The organism is Haloprofundus salilacus, from assembly GCF_020150815.1.
GTDB classification, from domain to species: Archaea; Halobacteriota; Halobacteria; order Halobacteriales; family Haloferacaceae; genus Haloprofundus; species Haloprofundus salilacus.
Genome location: NZ_CP083723.1, coordinates 2,442,390 through 2,461,513, shown reverse-complemented (window position 1 = coordinate 2,461,513; position 19,124 = coordinate 2,442,390). Strand labels below are relative to the sequence as shown.

Here is a 19,124-nt window from a genome sequence, read left to right as displayed (position 1 = left end):
GCGAAACCCCCCGCTCGCCGATGTCATCTCCAGTCCCCGCTCGTCGACGCCCTTGCCAGTACCGTTATCGCCCCGGCCGCGAAACTGCGACCGATGATTCTCGTTCTGGCGAACGAAGTGGACCCGGAAGCGGAGTACTTCGTTCACGAACTCGCCGGCTACCTGCCAGACGTCGTCGTCCACGACTACGCCCGCGACGGCGGGCCGCGAACCGTCGCGGGGTTCGACGAACTCGACGGCGTCGACGACGCGTCGGCCGTCGACGGCGTCGTCCTCTCGGGCAGCACCGCCGGCGTCTACGAGTCGGACGCCTACCCGTGGATGGACGACCAGCGCGCGCTGGTCCGCGAACTAGTAGACGAGAAAATCCCGACGCTCGGCGTCTGTTTCGGCCACCAACTCGTCAACGACGCGCTCGGCGGGACCGTCGAACACCGCGGACTCACCACGAAACTCGTCTCGCTGGAGCTCGCGGACGACCCGCTGTTCGCGGGCGTAAACGGAACCGTACCGATGGTCCACGGCGACGTCGTCGTCGACGCGGGGGCGGGGATGGACCCGATAGCCAGCGCCGACTACTATCCACTCGTCGCGACGCGGCACCGCGAGGCGCCGCTGTGGACGACGCAGTTCCACCCGGAGTTCACCGAGGCGCTCCGCGATCGTGTCCGCCGCGACTTCGGCTGGTCCGATTCGCCCGACTCCGAACGCACCTTCGACGACGTGACCGCGACGCGCGTGTTCGAGAACTTCCGCCGACTCGCGAGCGACTCGGCGTAACGTCTTGCCGTCTTCTGGCTCTGTCTTTCTCTCTCGCCCTCGCTCCGATGGCGCCCCTACTCCTCGTCCGCGTTCGCGTCCGGCGGGCGTCCCGTCGTCGGGTCGAGCGCGACGAACTCCAGTCCGTGCTCCTCCAGAAGCGCCGCTGCTCGGTCGGTGACCGACGGTGCGACCAGAATCCCACGAACCCTCGCCCCGTCCCCGAACTCCGCGCGCAGCGCGGCGACGTACCGCTGGAGTTGGCCGGCTGCCGAGGGGCCGACCCGCCGCCGCTTCAACTCCACGGCGACCGCCACCCCGTCGTCGTCCTCGCCGTAGATGTCGACCGGGCCGGCGCTCGTCTGTCGCTCCGTCGCCAGCGGAAGAAAGCCGGATTCGACAAGGTCCGGATCGTCGAGGATGTGTTGGCGAAGGTCCTCTTCGCTCCCCTGCAGATCGAGGTCCCGGCCGCCGGTGATAGAGAGCGACGAGAACTGGTGGACCTGTTCGAACCGCACGTCGAGCGTCTCCGCGGGCGTGGTCCGCTCGCTCCGGACCCGGAACCTCCCCTCCCGGACCGCCGTGTGGTGTTCGCACCCCGGCGGTTGCCAGTTGACCGGCGTTCGCTTCTCGTCGGTGTGGACGAGCGCCGCGCCGTCGGGTTTGAGAATCACGAGTCGGTTGCCGAGACCGAGCGTGCTGGCAGCACGGCCGTCGTACTCGACGGTGCAGCGGCCGAACAGCGTTATCACGTCGCCGCGCTCGAACGCTTCTTCGGTCTGCCAGAGCACCTCGCGGTGGGTGGGCTGGTGGAGCGTCACCGCGTGCGCTCTGCGGTCCGTTTCGGCGTCGGTGTCGGCGTTGCCGGTTTCGGCGACCCGCTCGTCGTCCGTCATTCGTCGTCCACGGACGTTCGGGCGGCGGCGACAAAAGCCAATCGCGTTCGGTTCCGGTGTCCGGCATCCGGTTCAACTGATGTGCCGGTATGCGATGCGCCAATAGAGCGGTGCGCCGGTGCGCCGCGCGGTTGCACAACGCTCAGAGGTCGTCTTTTACCGTCGCTCGCGGCACGAACGGGCCGAAGTCGGCCGTGCGGCTCGCCACCGTCGCGATTCGGAGCGTGTGGGTCAGGAGAACGACGAACGGGAGGAAGACGAGGGTGACACCGCCTGCGACGAGCCAGAACGGGAGGCCGCTGCCGGCGGTCGTCGACAGGAGCGACCGGTACGAGAGCATGAGCAGGCCGCCGCCGAACAGGGTCGGAAAGCCGACGTAGAGCAGGAGCCGCGAGAGCGTCGCGAGCTCGTGCTGGACGTAGATAGTCTTGAACGTCTGCCGGGCGACGGCGAGCTGTTCGAGCAGTTCGACGAGGTCGTCGAGCGTCTCGGCCTCGTCGCCGAACGCCTCGCCGTGGTCCGCTCGAAGCACGCGCGCCGTGTGCATGTGCCGCCCGTCGAAGTGACCGAGAACCGCCGAGAGCGCCCCGAACGTGCCGAACTCCGCCCCTTCGAGTGCTTCCGACACTGTCTCGCTCTCGTTTTCGACTGTCTCGACGTACTGATGGACCGTCTCCCGGAGGTCGTCGTCTGAACCTTCGACTGCAGATTCGAGCGTCGCCGCGCGCGAGCGACTCTGCTCGACGAGGTCGCGGAGAAAGTCCGCGGGCGCCGCGGGGCTGACGTTCCGTCCGGTGAGTGACTCGACCTCCCGACGGAACTCCTGCATCGCGGTCAGCCGCGTCCGCAGGTCGTCGGTCGACCCCAGTTCCTGAGAGAGGACGAGTTGGTTGATGGCGAGCACGATGGTGATGAAGGGGAGCGTCCCGCCGACCAGCGTGCCAACGAGCGACAACACGGCGTCGGCGTCTCCGACGGGAACGACGCCCACCCAGCAGAGCGCCGCCACGGACGCGCAGACGGCGACCGACAGCACCCCCGACAGCACCACGCGGTCGCCGTCTAGGAGCAGCCACCGCTTGACCGGCGAGGACTGATACGGTTCGTAGACGAGTCCGCTCTGGGCCAACTGATCGGCATCCCCGCCGTTCATACCGAACGAACGGGCCGGAGCCCAAAAAGTCCGGAGCCCGAACTCCCGGCGTCGGCTCGAACGTCCGCGGCAGCGACCCGGGTCCGCCGAGGCTTCAACTGACTCCGTTTCGCACCGACCGTATTACCGACGCTGACCGCGAACCGAACGTGAGCGACGAGGAGATTCTGGCCGTCTTCGCCCGCACCGACGCGTCGGAGCTGCTTCCGGAGGACGTCGCCGACGAGCTACCGATCACGGACGACCGAATCGGCGACCGGGTGGACGACCTCTACGAGCAGGGGTTGCTCAACCTCGGCGACGACCCGCGCGGGGAGGTGTACACGCTCACAGAGGCGGGCGCGTCGCGGGCGGCGGGCGCGGAATCGACCGTCGAAACCGACGTCGAGGCCTGCGCCTCGACGACGAGCAGCGACGGTGTCCCGACGGCGAGTGGCGAATCGTCGGCGACTCGGTCGGCGAGCGCGAGGTGAAGTGACCACCGCAGGACGAAGTGACGAGCGCGGGGCGGGGTGACGAACGCGAGAAACCGGGGCGACGGACGAGCGACGCTGCCGCTCGCCGGTGGAGTCCCAAATAAAAATGTGTGATCGTAGTCGGCGTTCTGAAAAGAACGACGCTTACAGTCGGGTGACGTTCGTCGCGCGCGGGCCCTTGGGGGCCTGCTCGATGTCGAACTCCACTTCCTGTCCCTCTTCGAGGTCCGGGCCGCCGACGTCTTCCATGTGGAAGAACACGTCGTCGTCCGCATCTTCTGTCTCGATGAATCCGTAGCCGCCTGTGTCGTTGAAAAAGTCAACCGTACCTTTCGCCATTACCTTTGAAGGAAGTCCGGCAGCACACATAACCCTTCCGAGTCCTCACTGTTAGTCGAATTCAACAACCGTCGCGAGGGACGCTCTCGACAGGGAACTCGGTCGAGCGTTTGCCCCGTTCCCTCGTCAAACCTCCCGTCGAGTTCCTACGCCCGACTCTCGTCGAGTCGTTACAGGTACGGATCGAGCAGGTCGCCGTCGTGGAGGCGCTCCGGTGTCGCCTCGAACCACCGCGCCGCCGTTATCTCGTCGGACTTCGCGCCCAACTGCTCCGGCTCCGGAATCTCGCCGTCGGCGGAGGCCGCGTACACGACGTACTGCGCGGTGAACGCCGTTTCGTCGCTCTCGGTGGTGTACCGCTGCTCGACGACGACGAGCTCGCCCTCGATGGTCGCGTCCAGCCCCGTCTCCTCGCGGACCTCGCGTCGGGCGGCTTCGACCGGCGACTCGCCGGATTCGACCGCACCACCGGGGAGAACCCATCCGCGGGACCATCGGTTCTTCACGAACGCGGTGCGACCGTCAGCGTCGCGCACCCGCGCCGCCGCGGTGAGCGCCGTTCCGTCTACCGCCCACTCGCGAAACGACGCCAGTCTCTCTTCGGTGAGCCGTATCGTCTGCCGCTCGCGAGGCGCGTCCGGGACGTTCGGGCCGATTCGGTCATCCATGGCGGTGCTCCGTCAGTCGTCTGCGACCGCCGTTCCCGGGCGGAACTTCCGGCTGACGACTTTCCACTTCCCGGTCGAGAAGCGGTAGTAGTTGAGCGCGGCCGGAACCGTCGTCTCCGCGACGAACGAGAGGTACAACCCCCAGTAGCCGAGCGAGGTGGTCGCGCCGAGGTACGCCACGGGAATCGAGAATGCGAACATCCCAAGCGCCTGACTCAGGAACGGCCACGCCGTGTCGCCGCTGGCGTCGAGCGGTCCGGCCGACGCGCCGCTGACGCCCTGCGCGATGACCGCGAAACAGGAGACGTAGACGAGCGTCACGGCCATGGAGAACGACGGGTCCGCGCGCGTACCGACGAACGCGAGGACGATAGGTTCGGCGAACACCGCGACGAGCGTCGCGGCGACGACGTAGGTGGCAACGGAGAATCGAACGATTTCGCGCCCGTAGGCCTCCGCCGTCCGCTCGTCTCCCGATCCCAACTCTTGACCGACGAGACTGCTCGACGCGAGACCGAAGCCCCATCCGGGAGTGTTCATGATGCCCCAGATGCGGCGGCTGATGACGTAGGCGGCGAGCACCGGCGCACCGAACATGCCGACGATGGCCAGCATCGGGAAGTTGGCGACAGTCCACACCATGCTGCGACCGACGACCGGGAGACCGATTTCGATTATCTGTCTCGTCGTCGGCCAGTCGACGTACGACCCCGTCAGGTCGACGGCAACGGGAATGTCGCCCGCACCGGGGAGACGCCCGTTGACGAGGCCGACGGTAAACGCGACGGTGACCAACACGTTCGCCAGCAGCGTGCCGAACGCCGCGCCTCCGACGCCCATATCGAAGCCGAAGATGAACAGCGCGCTGAAGACGATGTTCGATATCGCGCCGCCGGCGCGGACGAGCATCGGTGTCCACGCGTCGTCGAGACCGATGTAGATGCGACTGCCGATGAGGTTGACGCCCGCGAAAGGGACGGCGAAGCCGACGATCTGGAGGTAGACCGCACCGAACGCTATCGCGTCGGCGTCGCCGCTCAGGAGGTCGATGAGTTGGTACGGGAAGAAGACGAACGCGACCATCACGGGTATGGTCACCGCGACGACGACGAGGAGACTGGAGCGAACCGCCTGCCCAAGTTCCTCGAACGCGTCCGCGCCGTAGCGCTGCGAGACGAGCGCGATGGTCCCGGCGGCGAACCCGCCGCCGAGCGCGAACGCGATGCCCCAGTAGGCACTCGCGAGGCCGACGCCGGCGATTGCGGCGGGACCGATGGCGATGCCGACCATCGCCACGTCGACGGCGTTCTTCGACATGCGCGCGACTCCCGTGACGATGCGCGGCCACGAGAGGTCGGTCGTTCGGCGAACGCGCTCGGGCGCGACGAGGCCGAGTCGCGCGAGCACGAGACCGATGAGTAAGATTACCCCTCGAATTGGATTTGGAAATCGGGACACTCGTTGCTAGTCCTATTTCGAACCGAAACTATATGTCTTTCTTCGTTAGATGGCCGTGCGAATAGATGTCTCGCACGCGGGAATGCGGTCGTTCGGCGGCGACAAAGGCGTTCCGTCGGGAGGATTTAATCCACCCTGCACGTGCAGCCCCAACCACGATACTGTTCGGCGTCGAACACTGTAGTGATGCTCAGAGCTATCCGCTCGCTGCTCCGTACGATACTCGACTTCGTCATCGCAATCGTCACGTTCCCGCTTCGGTTGCTCCGTTCACTGCTGTAAACGGAGGCGTCGCGCGGCGGAGTCAGTCACTCGGTGAGCGCGAGTTTCATGAACCCCCAGTCGTCGTGAATCTCGGCCGGGGCCTGCGTCTCTTCGTACGCGGGAGTGAACTCGAATCCGAGCGCTCGGTACAGCGCCCGTGCGCTCTCGTGGTAGGGCGCGACGCCCAACCGAAGCGTCTCAAACCCATCGCTCTCCGCCGCCGCAATCAGCGTCTCGACGAGTGTCCGCCCGACTCCGGCATTCCGGTGAGGCGGCTTCACGTAGAGTCGCTTCACCTCGGAGGTCGTTTCGTCTAGCTGTTTCAACTGAATCGACCCGACCAGTTCGTCATCTCGCTGCGCCAGAAACAGCGGTTCGTCCACCGTCGCCGACGCGAGTCTGTCGAGGTCAGCGGCCGCTATCTTCTGTGGGTCCGCGCCGAATTCCTCGTCGCCGAACCACTCTTGGCCCAGTTCGTTCGCTTCGAGGAAGTACTCGTGGAGCAACTCCCGTAGTTCGGCTTCGTGTCCGGAGACATCCGTTCGGACGATGGAGATGTCCGCGTCCATATCCGACGAAAGTCCGCTCTCGGTGTAAATGGCACTGCCTCCCGCTTATAGTGCTCTCCCCGACTCTACGGTTTCCTCTCGGACTCGACTCCTCTCCACCGCCGACCGTAGATTCGCGGGAGCGCATCGATTTCCGAATACGGAACCGCCGCCGGAACCGTCGACACCCGCGTCGAGACGCCGTTCGGAAGCGGCCCCGACGGACGCAACGACACCGCCGTCGGATTTCGACTGGTCCGCTTTTTTGCGGGACTTCCGGAGTGCGTCGGGTTCGACGCGTAAACCCGTTCGAGAGCTGTGTGTTGCGCTATGACTGCTTTACGGGCGACTTTCAGCCTTTTTGCGGCCTCCTGGTGGACCAGCGCTCTTTTGGCTTCGGGGCGAAGCGAGTCGGTGAACTCCTTGGCATCCTCGACTGCCTCCGAGTCGCTATCAACTCCCTTCGAGGAGTCGATCTCGGGAACGTCTTCGAGTTCTCGGTCCAACCGTCGCTTGGCTTTCCCGAACTCGAGGAGGTCGATTGAGTTCCACAGCTCTCGTGTGTTGACGACCTTCTCCAAGTTACTCAAGTCGAAGGCCAAATCGGGGTCGCGTTCTCGGATAGCGTCTGCGAGGTGGTCGACATCGACGAGCGCCGGAAGCTGTCCTTTCTCGACGACCTCCGGCAGTCGCTCGAAATCGATACTATCGAGGAGCGCCCCGCCCGCGACGAGTACGTCGACCAGTTCCTTCGCTGTCCCCGTCAAGGAACTGTCGGACGCGTCGCCCGCCGCCGAGTTCGCGCGGTCGACTGCCGCCTCGATTCGCTCTGAGGGGCTGTCCGATTCTGAAGGAGTGGTGGAGAAGCTCATGGTGATAACCTACCGGAGTAGGGTAGCAGCGGGTAAAACCCTGCTGCCGACGCGCCCGAACGCCTGACTCTCTATGTGCGGGTTGACTGACTCCGAGCGGAAGGTTCGCCTCCCGGATTTACACTTCCAGGAGTTCGCTCGTTCCGTGATTCAAATCGCGATCGATGATATCGACGGATTCCGACGAAGTCGCTCGGCGACGAGACGCCTCGCTCGACAGTCGGAATCAGGAGGGATGCCGCCTCCCGGATTTGAACCGGGGACAGCTCGATCTTCAGTCGAGTGCTCTCCCAGTCTGAGCTAAGGCGGCGCACTCTGATGGATGCGGATGGAAGCAAAAAGGATTTCGGAACACGCCGACGGCGTGCCGACCGTTCTCACGCGACCTTCCGACGCTCCGTAAACTCGAAGCTCCCCTCCGCCGTCGTCACCGTCGTGCGAACGGTGATGTAGCCGTCGTTCTGCTTGATTTTGTAAGCGTCCATGTAGCCGAGTTCGACGCGGATCGTCTGCTCCTGCACCTCCCCGGCGTCCACAGCCCCGACTTCGACGTTCCCGTTCCACACCTCGTCGTCGTCGGCGAAGATGCGGACGGTCACGTCGATGTCATCGACGGACTCGTTGCCGGTGTTCTTCACTTGCGCGGTCACGTCCCGACAGGTCGTCCCGCACTCCTCGATTTCACCGACGGAGAACCGAAGCGGCTGGTCGTACGCGTCCTGTACGGCGTCGTCGCCTCCGCCGGACGACGCTCCGTCGTCGCCTCCGGTGGTACCGCCGTCGGTTCTCGCGTCCGTCGGTGCGTCGTCGCCGACGCCGCCCGCCGCACCGCCGACGATGTCGCCCGGCGTGAGACCGAGCGCCAACGCACCGCCGATGCCCGCGACGACGACCAAGGTGAGGACGCCGACGCCAGCGAATACGTTTCGAAGCATTAGAGTATCACTTGTATCGGATAGTCTGCACAGTTCACTTGTATATATTAGTTACTTTTGTATAGAGAAAATATACAAAATCTATCACGAACTGATTGGGGTTTGGATGCGATAATTACCGGACTGAAAGGCCATCTTCGATAGAACAGTAGAAATTTTGATATGGGTGTCTCGGGCGGGTTCGACAGCGGAGACTCAGTCTCTAGTCGAGAAACCGGCAGAACTCGACCCGCGCGGACTCGGTTCGCGAGGACGCTGCCCTCCCTTTGAATTCGAGCGCTTTCACAGAAACAAGTCTCGGATGGACTCGAACCACGCCGAGTTCGCTCGTCCTCTGGGCTCGCATCGCCCTCTCGACAGAAAATCACGCTCGCTGCGCTCGCGGATTTTCATGGGCTCGGGCGGATTCGAACCTCTCGGGCCGCAGGCGGCCCGCGATAGTGGCCGACTCCCTGCGGGACTCGACCACTCACCGACTTGGTGGTTCCAGGGCCGTGTCTCACCGCACTTCACCCAGATGAGGTGCACTTCACCCGCCTGCCCAACTGGTGCTCAGTGACAAGAGCCATGACGAAACTAGAGCCGATCTCTGCAGAAGAAGCAGTCGAACTGTACCTACAATCAGCAGAAGGCGAGAAAGCAGCCAGCACTGTCCAATCCCATGAATATCGTCTTCAGCATTTTATTCGGTGGTGCGACAAAGAGGGTCGTGATAATCTCAACGAGCTAAGCGGACGTGATCTGCAAGCGTACCGTGTTTGGCGGCGCAAGGACGGTAATCTCACTACGGTCTCACTCCGTGGTCAACTTGCTACTATCCGTGCCTTTCTCAAGTTCTGTGAACGCATTGACGGGGTTCCCCACCGACTCCACGAGAAAGTAGAACTCCCAGATGCTGGCGACGGTGAGCACCGTGACACTATCATGGAGGCAAAACGGGCTGAGAAGATTCTGGAACATCTTAGTCAATTCAAATACGCCAGCCGCGAACACGCACTCTTCCTCCTCCTCTGGCGTACTGGAATTCGTGTTGGTGCTGCTCGTGGAATTGACGTGAAGGATGTTCACCGTCAGCGAGATCGTGTTGAATTGATCCACCGACCTGAGACCGACACCCCGCTAAAGAATGCAAAGCACGGTGAGCGATACGTTACTCTCACGTCTCATACATCGAAGGTGCTTGCGGACTATATTGATAACAGTCGCCACAGCGTGACCGACGACTACGAACGGCAACCTCTGTTTACAACAGCACACGGACGACCCACCATCAGCACTCTACGCCGTACAGTGTACCGTGTCACACAACCATGCTTCCTTGGAGAATGTCCTCACGACCGAGAACCTGAGGAATGCGATGCAGAGGGCTACAAGGGGGGTGCAACGTGTCCAAGTAGTATTCGGCCTCATGATATCCGTCGTGGTGCAATCACGCACTTTCTTCTTAACGATGTTCCTGAACAGGTCGTGAGTGATCGCATGAACGTGAGTAAGGAAATTCTGGACAAGCACTACGACAAACGTACTGAGGAGCAAAAAGCAGAGCAACGACGTGGATTTCTTAACAATCTCTAATCAAAATCAACCTATCGATAGCTTTAGATATGGCCAGTCGCGCTTAACCTCTTTCTGACTATATTCTCTTCAACAAAAATCTTATATCTGTCACGTTCAAGTCGATTACCCATGAGTAGCAAGTCAGAGAAGACTAGGATCTCAAAAAATACAGAGGGAAGGGATTCGATACAATCTTTCATAGAAGAGAACATTCTAGATGAAAAGAGAGTAGACCGATACAAGGGATACAAAATATACGGAGAGTGGGCCGACTTATGGTTTCCACGTATTGGTGGCTTAACAGTAGGTGGTATCTTTGCTGTCGCCCTTTTTGAGCATCAATACTACGGACAAGACTCGAATGTCATCGTAGAACCATTTAGTTATTTTGCGGGATCTCTCTTTGCTGCAGTTATCCTCTTAGGGACAATCTCTTGGTTGGCTCGCCTGTTCTCTGAGATTTCAACAGAAATGGTTGCATATCATGAACTCGCATCTGCTTTCAAAACGTACCGAAGTGACCCAGATAGTCTGGAACCTGTTATTGAGAGAATTTCGACTTCTCTGTCATTCTTTGACTCACATCAGTTCAAGAGATTAGATAAGAAGAGGTTTGAAGATGCTGAGCACTATCTAAGTAAGGTCGTTGAGGCAGGGGACCCTACTTACATATCCGATGAGTTCCATCAGACATTTCCGCTCTTCATGGAGGAGTTTTCTAATTCAGTAGCAAGTACCTCAGAAACGACTTTTTCACAGCTCGCAAAGGACATGGACACCGCGTACACTGGGGAAAAGACGATGAGAGGTCGACTCATCTCGGACATCAAACGCGCTACTCGCTTCCTCTTTACTGGTCGCGAGATTGTAATTACCTCTTCAATCATGATTCTCGGTATGTCTTTCTTTGTGGACGGCTTAAGCCTTGGAACTGCTTTTGGTATATCTGGCAGTGCAATCGGTATTTATTCTCTCTACCAAAACCGCGATTAGTCCTATAAGGTATCCAATCACCCTCATCCATTAGCAGATATTGGATTATGAGCCGTATTTTTCCTCATATCTCTGGATTATAAACAGTATATATGCAGATACTTGCGCCAACAGTAGAGTAGCGTATTGACGATCCATATCACTAGAATGTCGGTTCTTACGATCGCCCCCTGCCTTTTGGAAGGTTTTCTCCATTGATTCGTGCAACAGTCGAAGTTCCTCTCGCATTATATTATTAGGTGAAAATAACTGTTTATCACTCATAACATTTAGATAAATTGAAAGATTCTGATCTCGGTTACCCTCCCAAGACTCAAGATCCACGCAAATAGTCTTCACAACCTCTTCAATTGCATTATAGAGACTCTCAGGAATCGCATAGCTGTAGGTTCGCTCACGGTAGAGGCGATACGCTTCATCGTATCCTTTCAACGGCTTTTCCCATTTTTCTCCTAGTGCGAGATCAGAAAGTTCCCCGTCGCTCTCTTCTAACCGCTCTGTTGCGATTTGTCGAAATCTAAACCTCCCTTCACTTTCTTTGAATTCATATAGAATACCTTCCGTTTCCATCACCGTATTCACGAGCTGCTGCGACCGTCGGAGAGCATTCTTCTTTACTAAACTTTGGTTCGAAAACGTGGATTGGGTGAAGCAAATGTCAAACACTTTTTCTATATATGTTAATACAATGTCTGTATCTGTATCTTCTATGAGCGAACTATGATATGACGCAGTATCGCCCATTGTCGCGTTCATTTGTTCGGTGACTCTAGAACGGCCCACATCTTCGTAGACTCCGTTTATTGCTCTATTGATGACTTCACCAGAGAGATTAACGTGCCCGATCCCTGCCTCCTTACCTTGTCGATATGGATGCGCTACGATACGAGATAGTCTCTCTCTAGCTGGTTGCGTCAGTGTAGAATGTACTCGTGGTTGATTCTGTTTTTGCCTATTTGAATAATAATCAGAATCTTCAACCATAGTTCGCTAAAGAGAAATCAATAAACATTGATAATAATTTCGGCAAGAGGGAGCAGTCGAATGCACCCCTACGTATGTCACACGCTAACTTCCCCCGAATCTAATCTTGATGGGGGCGGGTCTGCGTTCTCGTGCCTCGACTCGCGGAGATTCCATGCAAGAATGATGTAACATCTCTCTTGAAATCAATTATCCATGACCGTTTATGAAGCCATGCTAAATATACCAGAAGGGCTCAACATCTTACCAGCGCTCCTTAATCACCTGTAAATCCACCAATTATTCTGATTGGCAGCAGTTATTAGTGACCAATCCATATCATATTCAATTAACATGGAGAACATCCATAACCTGGTGAAGTTCGATCGAGTAACTGACAAGCCTCTTAGCGGTCGAATCAGAGGGTCCTTCAATACCACACAGAAGGATGCACACGGTCATGTTGTCTCTGACAAATTGTATCCAGAATACATTGAATCGATGAAACAGCACCCCGAACGCCGTATCGTATCGATTCATCACAATCGTGACGACCCAATGGGAGAAATTCTGTGGGCAGGAATCCAAGAAGAAGATGATGTAACTCATCTTGTTGGCGAAGTCGGATTATACGAAGATATTGAACATCGTGAGGACGAAATCGATAGACTTGGTGGGTTTAGCGTATCTCTTGTCGGCTACGAAAACACCAAGGAGGAAGCGTGGAACCCTAACCAGATAAATTTCAGATATTTAGGCTTGGGAGAGGATTACCACCAGTTGAAGGAAGCGATATCCGAAAAAGGAGTACCAGCAAGACTTGAAGTCCAGAAATCTGCTGAAGGCGCTTTTATCGTTGATGTAGTTGCCAACAACATCCCACTTCTCATCGAACTTGCATTAGTCGCATATACGATTAACCGTGAACGGAAAGAATCTAACAAAGAACATGATACTACTCCTGAGATTGTTGTGAACGAGATGCAGATTAATCTCAAAGACAAGGAGCTTCCTGATTTCCTGGAGCAACTTTCTGATGCTGTAGGCGAAAATATTGGGCTTGACCCTGAACAAGCAGAGGTGCTTATGGAAGCACTTGAAGATGATGATGCAAAAGTAGAATTCGAAGTCAAGTCGGAAGACGAATGAGGATTGTCTTATTTGGCTGTGTTGGAAACCCTCAGCGATTGTTTGGCGCAACCGTGCTGAATATATTAGGTGGATTCAGCCACTACTTGTCTTGCTTGAACAGGGCAGTCGGGAGAAGCCGTTCCATGCCGAGGTTTAGGACTATATCGTCGCCATTGTCGGATTCGATTTTGAACAGAAACGTGGGAAGTCCTCGGTCAAGACCGACCTTCTCGACCGTTACTTCTCCCTCTTTGACACTAGTAAGAAACCCGATAGGTGTAGGCAGTTTGCTCTCCGTCCGACTGGGAGTTGGTTGACCCTCGGACACGGCCCTTCGATAGGCTTTCATTTTGGAGTAGTACCAGCTGCTGTAGGAGAGTCCGAGCACAGTGATAGGGAAGGGCCACGTGAATATTGCGTGTGCTAGCAACTCTCTCGTTAGCAGGCGTTCTGCCCACCATATGAGACCAAAGGTTGCGATAAAGAGACTGAACACGCCTCGAACAGTGCTCTTCTCGTATTGAGTAACGGTGTCGCTGGCTAGCCGTGGAATATGCATGAGCCACTGAGCAGAGTAACGAATCATGAATCCCCACGCCAATAAAAGTGGGAAAAACTCGACTGCCTCAAGTACCTGAATAGCGGAAATAGACAATCCAGACGAGTAGTTTTCAAAGAAATTTGCTAACATCAGTCCAATGGCCAACGAGACCCCTATAGCCCAGAACGAAACAATCAACTTCAGTCCGTAGCCAGGGATCTTGGCCGAATCTCCGCTAGTCACCGTGGTCATCCAACTACTGTTGATATTCGATATTTAAAATATCTTATTCAGATGAGTGTCGAACGAACACCCCTTTTTGTGCGATATTACGGAGCATTTATCCTTTAGCCTGTATCTGCGTGTGTTGTGCGGCTGATCTGGTACATTAATAAGTTCAGTTCTTCCCCCTATCGTCGCTGATTTCGGACGTGCTGCAGTCGCGCTCTGTATTCAACACGCGGTTTCTATCCCGATTTGAAGATTTCGACAGAGCCTATGCCACTAAATGTCCCCTCTTCTTGGCTCTCCTTATATGCCCCCTTTCCCTGTCTTTGTAAGTAGAGGGTGATGGAGAGGGTTACTCAAGTAGAATCTCCAAATACCATATAATTGGTTTAGGTACGTAGATTAGGGTTGAAGTGATCTTGATTGCGGGGTTGGAATGCGATGGCTCTGTATTTTGGTTGAGTACCATGTTCCCAAGATTCGGTTCTAAGGGTATTCTTGCTTGATTTTCGATTAGTCATCGACCAATCCTCATAGATGGTAGTATCGAAGTAATCAACTGGGAAATAAATTGACGTACTTACAGAATCTCAAGTAGGATGTGCATGTCGAATATACACTCCCAGTTCGAGAAGCACCGAAAGATGAACACGAAGGTGAAGTAACGAGAATAGTCGATGAAATCCAGTCCGACTTTACTGATGAATGGACAGGCAACTGTGTCTACCGATTAGAATGCTTCAGTCCAGCAAACGTCGGACAAATCGAGGAGCCGCATGATGGAAGGAAAATCCGAGTCGCAGAAGCACTTACGAATAGTCGCCTGATTTATATTGGCTGTTCCCAATGGCTTGAGAATCGGTTGTGGAAACACGTCCGTGGGAAGTCTTACGGAGCAAAGTTCACTCAACAATATCGGCCAACTCACCTAACGGAAATTAGATGCTATGAATCGATAGAAGAGGCAAGAGATCAAGAAGCTAAGGTCGGTGAAGAATATCAGAACTTGGACGACACATACGTTTACTATCGTCACAACAGGCATGAGAGGTTTCACTGGGACTAATTCCTCGTAGCACCTGTTGCATGAGGCTAATTCACTCAATCAATGACGGGTGGGGCTATGTCTGAGAGGTATTCTTAGCCTCATAGAGGCGTTACTGCTGTTGTTTGGGCGTTCCTATTCGTCCCGAGATCGGAACGAATCTGAAGCAATCTCAGGCCATCTGAGCGCCTTCACGGTTGTGTCCACAAGTTCATCACGCATGTGCGCAAGACATGACCGTATCAAAGAGTCAGAGCATCTCCCAAGTGAACCTAAATAGGCATCTATCTGACTCACCATCGTCCACATCTCCGTTGGCAGTTCGTACTATTCACCTTTGACCGCCATTCAACCCTCATGAGCTGCTAAGGCCGTATCCCATCTATGCTCGTTCTACTTTCACACGTTCATCCGACCTCCCTCACGACCTTACCACTTCCAATGACACCGAAGGGGGTGTATAAGAATACAATCCATCAAATCAGCACACTTTTCAATTTCCAGGACGTAATTATGTATACGAGACGCCGTATATCCCACAGAAGAAGTCCGTCAGGAATAGGCTCTTTTGCCCCGCGGATTACCTGTGTTCGTGACTGAAGGCGTCCGTAGATCCGCACATGTCATCAGCAACTTGCTTCAGTACGAGCTATAGTAGTGAGCTACCCCAGGACAGCAAAATACACCATTCGCCATATCCATACCGCTGGTTCTACACTACGGATGATGAGGAAGAGATAACCCCCATTGAACAAACAAAGACGCCTCGCGGCCGATGTGATGAGTGCAATGGGAAGGTCTCATACAACGACTGGGAAACATACTGTGTAGAATGTGGACTCGTCCACGATGGTGTAGACCTTTGGACTGCCTCTATAGACTTGAGGGCTGAGCGTGAGTCTTTCAATGATAATAGCAAAAACGGAACTGGGACACTCCAATACAAGTATGCAGTTGCGATGGAAGATTCAGCAGCTGCTACGACCTTTGACGGAAGTCAGCTAACAACGTGGGTATATTCTGCCGATGCTTGGCATCGAGGGGTGGATGGACACCGTGGGCGAGAAGATGGCCGTCAAAAACTCAACAGAGAGCGACGATTCCTGAAAGCGCGTATACATGCATTAGCTTCTGCTGTAGGGCTAAATCAGACGCAGATTGATGAGGTCCAGGAAATCGTTCTGAACATTAACTCTGGAGCCTTCACATCATATGGACACGAGGGTGAAGGTGGCGGCCAAGACGCACATATTATCGCGGCAATAGCCTTCGTTGGTAACTGTTATATACAGAATTTGAAAAATCGAATGCAGAATCGGAGTGAATTTCAAGCAGTTGTCACGGAAGTCGGCATGAGTATTGGTGATATGCGTGAAGCGCTCTCTCAACTTCACAAGCAAATCCGCAAGTAACACCGATATCTGAGCACGCTATTAGCGTGAGAACAAACATTCACTCTATTCAGTAGTTGAGGAAAACTCCTCTATTTGCTTTAAATCAATCATTCGTCAGTACACTATAAGTAGAGGAAGTGGCCGTTGATGGCCACTCCTACTACAGTACTAATGAGAAAGAAGCGAATTAGACTGAGCGACAGCGAAAAAGAACAGTTACGAGCAACTCGTCAAGCAGTATTTGACGACAGTACCGTTCCGTATGGAGTAGTGGTAAAGCAGGCCTGTAGGGCACTTTTAGCGAGAAACAAGAACGAGGAGGCGCAGCGAAAATGAGTGCTGTAGCAGAGACTTCACCACCCGTAGAGAGAGAGACACTCCAGGAAAAGATAGAACGAAGCGAGAAGCCATACCAAAATCGTGAGATTTTGGAAATACTATACTTAGAGGAAGAGATGAGTCAACAAGAGATTGCTAACTATCTTGGTTGTTCTCAATCGAGTGTCTCAAATTGGCTGGCCCGCCACGATATCGATACACGAGATAGGTCAGAGGCCGCTAAGAAGAACCATGTTGGATTATCCACCCGTGGGGATACTGGATATGTACGGTGCTACTCAAACGATCCTGATGGGTCTCATGAAGTCTATCTTCACCAACTTCAGGTAATCCACGACGGTGAGGACCCCCACAAAGTATTCTCCAGCGGAGAATACCAGGTTCATCATAAGAACGGAATTCCTTTCGACAATCGTTCAGAGAATCTCGAACTGATGTCCGCATCTGACCACACAAAACACCATCACGAACAGCGAAAGAGCACACACTAACTGACCTAACTCTGTTGAATCCCTCAAGCGGTGAGGGGTTTCAGGAACCGTGCTGAATACTGGGTACGTATGCGGAATTGAAGGCTTTCCACCTACTACCCGCTGCTTGGTCTGGTTATTGCTTGCTGTTCATCGAAACTACTCTTTTGAGCTTTGAGCGAGAAATCATTCCACGGTCAGCCTTATCATGGCAATTCGGGCAAAGAATAATCAAATTGTTCGGCTCATTTGGTCCACCCTCGCTCCGAGGTCTGATGTGATGCGTTTCGTGTGAGTCAATGGATTCATTGCACCACTCGCATTTGCGCTCAGCTCGCTCGAAGTATAGCTCGTTCTTTAATGCTTGAGGAGCAGGTGGTGTTCGGTCAGGTGTCTCGTCCTCAGAGCGTGAGTTATCCTTGTTGCTCTCCTCCACGGTGAATAAGTATGTAATAGCAGCTTTTGGCCCGTTAGAAGCATATTCTCGGTAGGTGAATGCGAGAACGGCAAGAGGGAGTATGAAGAAGGCAACTCCAATTAGGAAGCTCATTGATTGGACAGCCAACCCACTCGAGTTGATGAGGATACCCCCCACTAATGTACCAAATAAGAGAGCACCTACGGGTGGAAGGTCGGAAAGGCTGTAATCCTCTCCACTCCCATCAAAAGTTTCTGACTCATTAGCTCCAATCGGCAGAGAATGCCCGCCGATTCTGGAGGAGCTTCCCTTAGCTACCTCTTCGAAAAGGGCCTCTGCTTCGGAGAAGGAATCGACTTCCCGTACTTCGATGGAGAAGTCAGTCCGTTCATCCATGAAACCGCGTGGACTGTAGTCAGAGGTCACTATCTTCAGTTCTGGTTGATTCTCAAAGGTGACTTCGTAGACACCTGCCTCCCGTTTGTCAAGCCTCCACTTTCCGTCTCTTCGTACAATACCCATGTCCGATATTTCAAATAATATGATATTACTCTTGCGCCAGAATTCTATCTCGAATCTCGTTCATTGTTAAATGTCTACGGAATACAACCTATTTATCTTGCATAATACCTCTGTCATCGGCTGAGGGTTTCAACAGAGCCTCTGACCACTCGGAGATTGGGAAAAGGCAACGTGTCGTCGGTCGCGGGGTCTCTACCGCTAGATATTCTCGTAATGTGCTTTACTGCGAAAGAACTAGGTGAGTAGCGCGCGGATATGGTCATGAGTGCCAGATAGCGAGGTGGTACGTGCACATCGTGGTTCGGATCTACGACGATACCCCCAGGGCAAGAGGGTCAAAATCGAACGCCGTACTGCGAATCAAAAACGTGAGGCGCGGTAGTGGGCTCGGGCGGATTCGAACCACCGACCTCGGCCTTGTAAGGGCCGCGTCATAACCAACTAGACCACGAGCCCGCGTTTCACCACGAGTCACTCCGCTCGAATAACTGTTACTCTCTGCGTTCGCCCCCGGAACGCTTACTCGCGTGGGCTTCGTTCTCACGACCGTGCGCTCGCGAGCTCTCTTCGCCGGTCTCCTCGTCGTTTCTCTGACCGCCGTGGGCGGCGTCTTCGCCCTCGACTACGTCCGCGACCCGCCCGAACCGAGCGCGTACGAGACGGCGACGGTCACCGTCGTCGACGAGACCAACGGTACCCAACTTGCCTCCGTCGACGTTCGAATCGCCGACACGTACAGTAAACGCTACACCGGGTTGAGCAACACCACGTCGCTCGACGACGGCGAGGGGATGCTGTTCATCCACGACCGCCAGAAGAACTACTCCTACGTCATGCGGAATATGGATTTCCCGCTCGACATCATCTTCGTCGACGCCAACGGGACCATCACGAAGATCCACCACGCGCCGCTGGAGCCGCCCGGCACGTCCGAAGGGGAACTGACGCGCTACACGGGATACGGAAAGTATGTCCTCGAAGTGCCGATAGGCTACACCAACCGAACGGGCGTCTCCGAGGGCGATAGACTCCTGATTCCGAACGAAACGACCGCTAACACGACGGCAGGCGACCTCGCGTCCAGCGAAGCGACGCCCGACGACGCGGCGACGAACCGGAGTATTTCGATTCGTAGGTAATGCTTTTTAACGGTGG

The 19,124-nt window shown here is 55.6% G+C and carries 19 protein-coding genes, 2 tRNA genes and 1 pseudogene; 9 read left to right on the top strand and 13 right to left on the bottom strand.

Annotated elements, in window-relative coordinates; translation table 11 throughout:
• Positions 1-93 precede the first annotated feature (93 nt).
• Entirely contained in the window at positions 94-780 is a 687-nt protein-coding gene (locus LAQ58_RS12670; RefSeq protein ID WP_224447818.1) for a type 1 glutamine amidotransferase, read from the top strand.
• Positions 781-836: 56 nt separating this feature from the next.
• Here the strand turns inward: LAQ58_RS12670 and nucS are convergent, their stop codons facing one another.
• Together nucS and LAQ58_RS12660 are read right to left on the bottom strand one after the other, a co-directional pair.
• A complete protein-coding gene (gene nucS, locus LAQ58_RS12665; RefSeq protein ID WP_224447817.1) occupies positions 837-1,655 on the bottom strand; it encodes an endonuclease NucS in 819 nt (272 codons plus the stop codon).
• Between the two features lie 142 nt (positions 1,656-1,797).
• The gene (locus tag LAQ58_RS12660; protein ID WP_224447816.1) at positions 1,798-2,808 is read right to left on the bottom strand and encodes a DUF7972 family membrane protein; all 1,011 of its coding nucleotides are present in this window, start codon (positions 2,806-2,808) and stop codon (positions 1,798-1,800) included.
• Between the two features lie 149 nt (positions 2,809-2,957).
• Between LAQ58_RS12660 and LAQ58_RS12655 the strand changes: the two genes are divergently transcribed.
• On the top strand, positions 2,958-3,281 hold the full coding sequence (locus LAQ58_RS12655) for a hypothetical protein (protein WP_224447815.1): 324 nt from the start codon (positions 2,958-2,960) through the stop codon (positions 3,279-3,281).
• A gap of 147 nt (positions 3,282-3,428) precedes the next feature.
• Here the strand turns inward: LAQ58_RS12655 and LAQ58_RS12650 are convergent, their stop codons facing one another.
• The 7 genes from LAQ58_RS12650 to LAQ58_RS12620 all read right to left on the bottom strand — a co-directional run bounded on the left by LAQ58_RS12650 (position 3,429) and on the right by LAQ58_RS12620 (position 8,368).
• On the bottom strand, positions 3,429-3,623 hold the full coding sequence (locus tag LAQ58_RS12650) for a cold-shock protein (protein WP_117592850.1): 195 nt from the start codon (positions 3,621-3,623) through the stop codon (positions 3,429-3,431).
• Positions 3,624-3,793: 170 nt separating this feature from the next.
• A complete protein-coding gene (locus LAQ58_RS12645; RefSeq protein WP_224447814.1) occupies positions 3,794-4,291 on the bottom strand; it encodes an NUDIX hydrolase in 498 nt (165 codons plus the stop codon).
• Between the two features lie 12 nt (positions 4,292-4,303).
• Positions 4,304-5,749: an MATE family efflux transporter gene (locus tag LAQ58_RS12640; RefSeq protein ID WP_224447813.1), complete on the bottom strand. Its 1,446-nt coding sequence runs from the start codon at positions 5,747-5,749 to the stop codon at positions 4,304-4,306.
• Positions 5,750-6,057: 308 nt separating this feature from the next.
• Positions 6,058-6,582, bottom strand: a complete 525-nt coding sequence (locus LAQ58_RS12635) for a GNAT family N-acetyltransferase (protein ID WP_224447812.1) — start codon at positions 6,580-6,582, stop codon at positions 6,058-6,060.
• Positions 6,583-6,647: 65 nt separating this feature from the next.
• Positions 6,648-7,433: a hypothetical protein gene (locus LAQ58_RS12630; protein ID WP_224447811.1), complete on the bottom strand. Its 786-nt coding sequence runs from the start codon at positions 7,431-7,433 to the stop codon at positions 6,648-6,650.
• Positions 7,434-7,669: 236 nt separating this feature from the next.
• A tRNA-Phe gene (locus tag LAQ58_RS12625) sits at positions 7,670-7,743 on the bottom strand.
• Between the two features lie 67 nt (positions 7,744-7,810).
• A complete protein-coding gene (locus tag LAQ58_RS12620; protein ID WP_224447810.1) occupies positions 7,811-8,368 on the bottom strand; it encodes a hypothetical protein in 558 nt (185 codons plus the stop codon).
• Positions 8,369-8,935: 567 nt separating this feature from the next.
• Between LAQ58_RS12620 and LAQ58_RS12615 the strand changes: the two genes are divergently transcribed.
• The gene (locus LAQ58_RS12615; protein ID WP_224447809.1) at positions 8,936-9,943 is read left to right on the top strand and encodes a tyrosine-type recombinase/integrase; all 1,008 of its coding nucleotides are present in this window, start codon (positions 8,936-8,938) and stop codon (positions 9,941-9,943) included.
• Positions 9,944-10,054: 111 nt separating this feature from the next.
• Positions 10,055-10,918: a hypothetical protein gene (locus LAQ58_RS12610; protein ID WP_224447808.1), complete on the top strand. Its 864-nt coding sequence runs from the start codon at positions 10,055-10,057 to the stop codon at positions 10,916-10,918.
• A gap of 45 nt (positions 10,919-10,963) precedes the next feature.
• Here the strand turns inward: LAQ58_RS12610 and LAQ58_RS12605 are convergent, their stop codons facing one another.
• Positions 10,964-11,902 (bottom strand): hypothetical protein, encoded by a 939-nt coding sequence (locus LAQ58_RS12605; RefSeq protein WP_224447807.1) that lies wholly within the window; start codon positions 11,900-11,902, stop codon positions 10,964-10,966.
• A gap of 333 nt (positions 11,903-12,235) precedes the next feature.
• On the opposite strand from LAQ58_RS12605, the gene LAQ58_RS12600 reads away from it, so the two are divergent.
• On the top strand, positions 12,236-13,030 hold the full coding sequence (locus LAQ58_RS12600; protein ID WP_224447806.1) for a hypothetical protein: 795 nt from the start codon (positions 12,236-12,238) through the stop codon (positions 13,028-13,030).
• A gap of 82 nt (positions 13,031-13,112) precedes the next feature.
• Here LAQ58_RS12600 and LAQ58_RS12595 read toward each other — a convergent pair whose 3' ends face one another.
• Positions 13,113-13,805: a hypothetical protein gene (locus tag LAQ58_RS12595; protein ID WP_224447805.1), complete on the bottom strand. Its 693-nt coding sequence runs from the start codon at positions 13,803-13,805 to the stop codon at positions 13,113-13,115.
• A gap of 577 nt (positions 13,806-14,382) precedes the next feature.
• On the opposite strand from LAQ58_RS12595, the gene LAQ58_RS19115 reads away from it, so the two are divergent.
• The 3 genes from LAQ58_RS19115 (at position 14,383) to LAQ58_RS12580 (ending at position 17,050) form a co-directional block, all read left to right on the top strand.
• Positions 14,383-14,847, top strand: a complete 465-nt coding sequence (locus LAQ58_RS19115; protein ID WP_224447804.1) for a GIY-YIG nuclease family protein — start codon at positions 14,383-14,385, stop codon at positions 14,845-14,847.
• A 938-nt stretch (positions 14,848-15,785) separates the two neighbouring features.
• Positions 15,786-16,238 carry a hypothetical protein gene (locus LAQ58_RS12585; protein WP_224447803.1) on the top strand — a complete coding sequence of 151 codons (453 nt, stop codon included), beginning with the start codon at positions 15,786-15,788 and terminating at the stop codon, positions 16,236-16,238.
• Between the two features lie 314 nt (positions 16,239-16,552).
• Complete coding sequence (locus tag LAQ58_RS12580; RefSeq protein WP_224447802.1) at positions 16,553-17,050, top strand: HNH endonuclease; 498 nt, start codon at positions 16,553-16,555, stop codon at positions 17,048-17,050.
• A 115-nt stretch (positions 17,051-17,165) separates the two neighbouring features.
• Here LAQ58_RS12580 and LAQ58_RS12575 read toward each other — a convergent pair whose 3' ends face one another.
• A complete protein-coding gene (locus LAQ58_RS12575) occupies positions 17,166-17,969 on the bottom strand; it encodes an HNH endonuclease (RefSeq protein ID WP_224447801.1) in 804 nt (267 codons plus the stop codon).
• A 382-nt stretch (positions 17,970-18,351) separates the two neighbouring features.
• Positions 18,352-18,425 (bottom strand) — tRNA-Val (locus tag LAQ58_RS12570).
• A gap of 92 nt (positions 18,426-18,517) precedes the next feature.
• On the opposite strand from LAQ58_RS12570, the pseudogene LAQ58_RS12565 reads away from it, so the two are divergent.
• Positions 18,518-19,009: pseudogene (locus LAQ58_RS12565) on the top strand (DUF192 domain-containing protein); the annotation flags it as partial.
• Between the last annotated feature and the right edge of the window lie 115 nt (positions 19,010-19,124).

Excerpts from the sequence above, each read along its gene's own strand:
- LAQ58_RS12670 (WP_224447818.1), top strand. The coding sequence starts at position 94 with ATGATTCTCGTTCTGGCGAACGAAGTGGACCCGGAAGCGGAGTACTTC.
- nucS (WP_224447817.1), bottom strand. The coding sequence starts at position 1,655 with ATGACGGACGACGAGCGGGTCGCCGAAACCGGCAACGCCGACACCGAC.
- LAQ58_RS12660 (WP_224447816.1), bottom strand. The coding sequence starts at position 2,808 with ATGAACGGCGGGGATGCCGATCAGTTGGCCCAGAGCGGACTCGTCTAC.
- LAQ58_RS12650 (WP_117592850.1), bottom strand. The coding sequence starts at position 3,623 with ATGGCGAAAGGTACGGTTGACTTTTTCAACGACACAGGCGGCTACGGA.
- LAQ58_RS12645 (WP_224447814.1), bottom strand. The coding sequence starts at position 4,291 with ATGGATGACCGAATCGGCCCGAACGTCCCGGACGCGCCTCGCGAGCGG.
- LAQ58_RS12635 (WP_224447812.1), bottom strand. The coding sequence starts at position 6,582 with ATGGACGCGGACATCTCCATCGTCCGAACGGATGTCTCCGGACACGAA.
- LAQ58_RS12630 (WP_224447811.1), bottom strand. The coding sequence starts at position 7,433 with ATGAGCTTCTCCACCACTCCTTCAGAATCGGACAGCCCCTCAGAGCGA.
- LAQ58_RS12620 (WP_224447810.1), bottom strand. The coding sequence starts at position 8,368 with ATGCTTCGAAACGTATTCGCTGGCGTCGGCGTCCTCACCTTGGTCGTC.
- LAQ58_RS12615 (WP_224447809.1), top strand. The coding sequence starts at position 8,936 with ATGACGAAACTAGAGCCGATCTCTGCAGAAGAAGCAGTCGAACTGTAC.
- LAQ58_RS12610 (WP_224447808.1), top strand. The coding sequence starts at position 10,055 with ATGAGTAGCAAGTCAGAGAAGACTAGGATCTCAAAAAATACAGAGGGA.
- LAQ58_RS12605 (WP_224447807.1), bottom strand. The coding sequence starts at position 11,902 with ATGGTTGAAGATTCTGATTATTATTCAAATAGGCAAAAACAGAATCAA.
- LAQ58_RS12600 (WP_224447806.1), top strand. The coding sequence starts at position 12,236 with ATGGAGAACATCCATAACCTGGTGAAGTTCGATCGAGTAACTGACAAG.
- LAQ58_RS12595 (WP_224447805.1), bottom strand. The coding sequence starts at position 13,805 with ATGACCACGGTGACTAGCGGAGATTCGGCCAAGATCCCTGGCTACGGA.
- LAQ58_RS12585 (WP_224447803.1), top strand. The coding sequence starts at position 15,786 with ATGGAAGATTCAGCAGCTGCTACGACCTTTGACGGAAGTCAGCTAACA.
- LAQ58_RS12580 (WP_224447802.1), top strand. The coding sequence starts at position 16,553 with ATGAGTGCTGTAGCAGAGACTTCACCACCCGTAGAGAGAGAGACACTC.
- LAQ58_RS12575 (WP_224447801.1), bottom strand. The coding sequence starts at position 17,969 with ATGGGTATTGTACGAAGAGACGGAAAGTGGAGGCTTGACAAACGGGAG.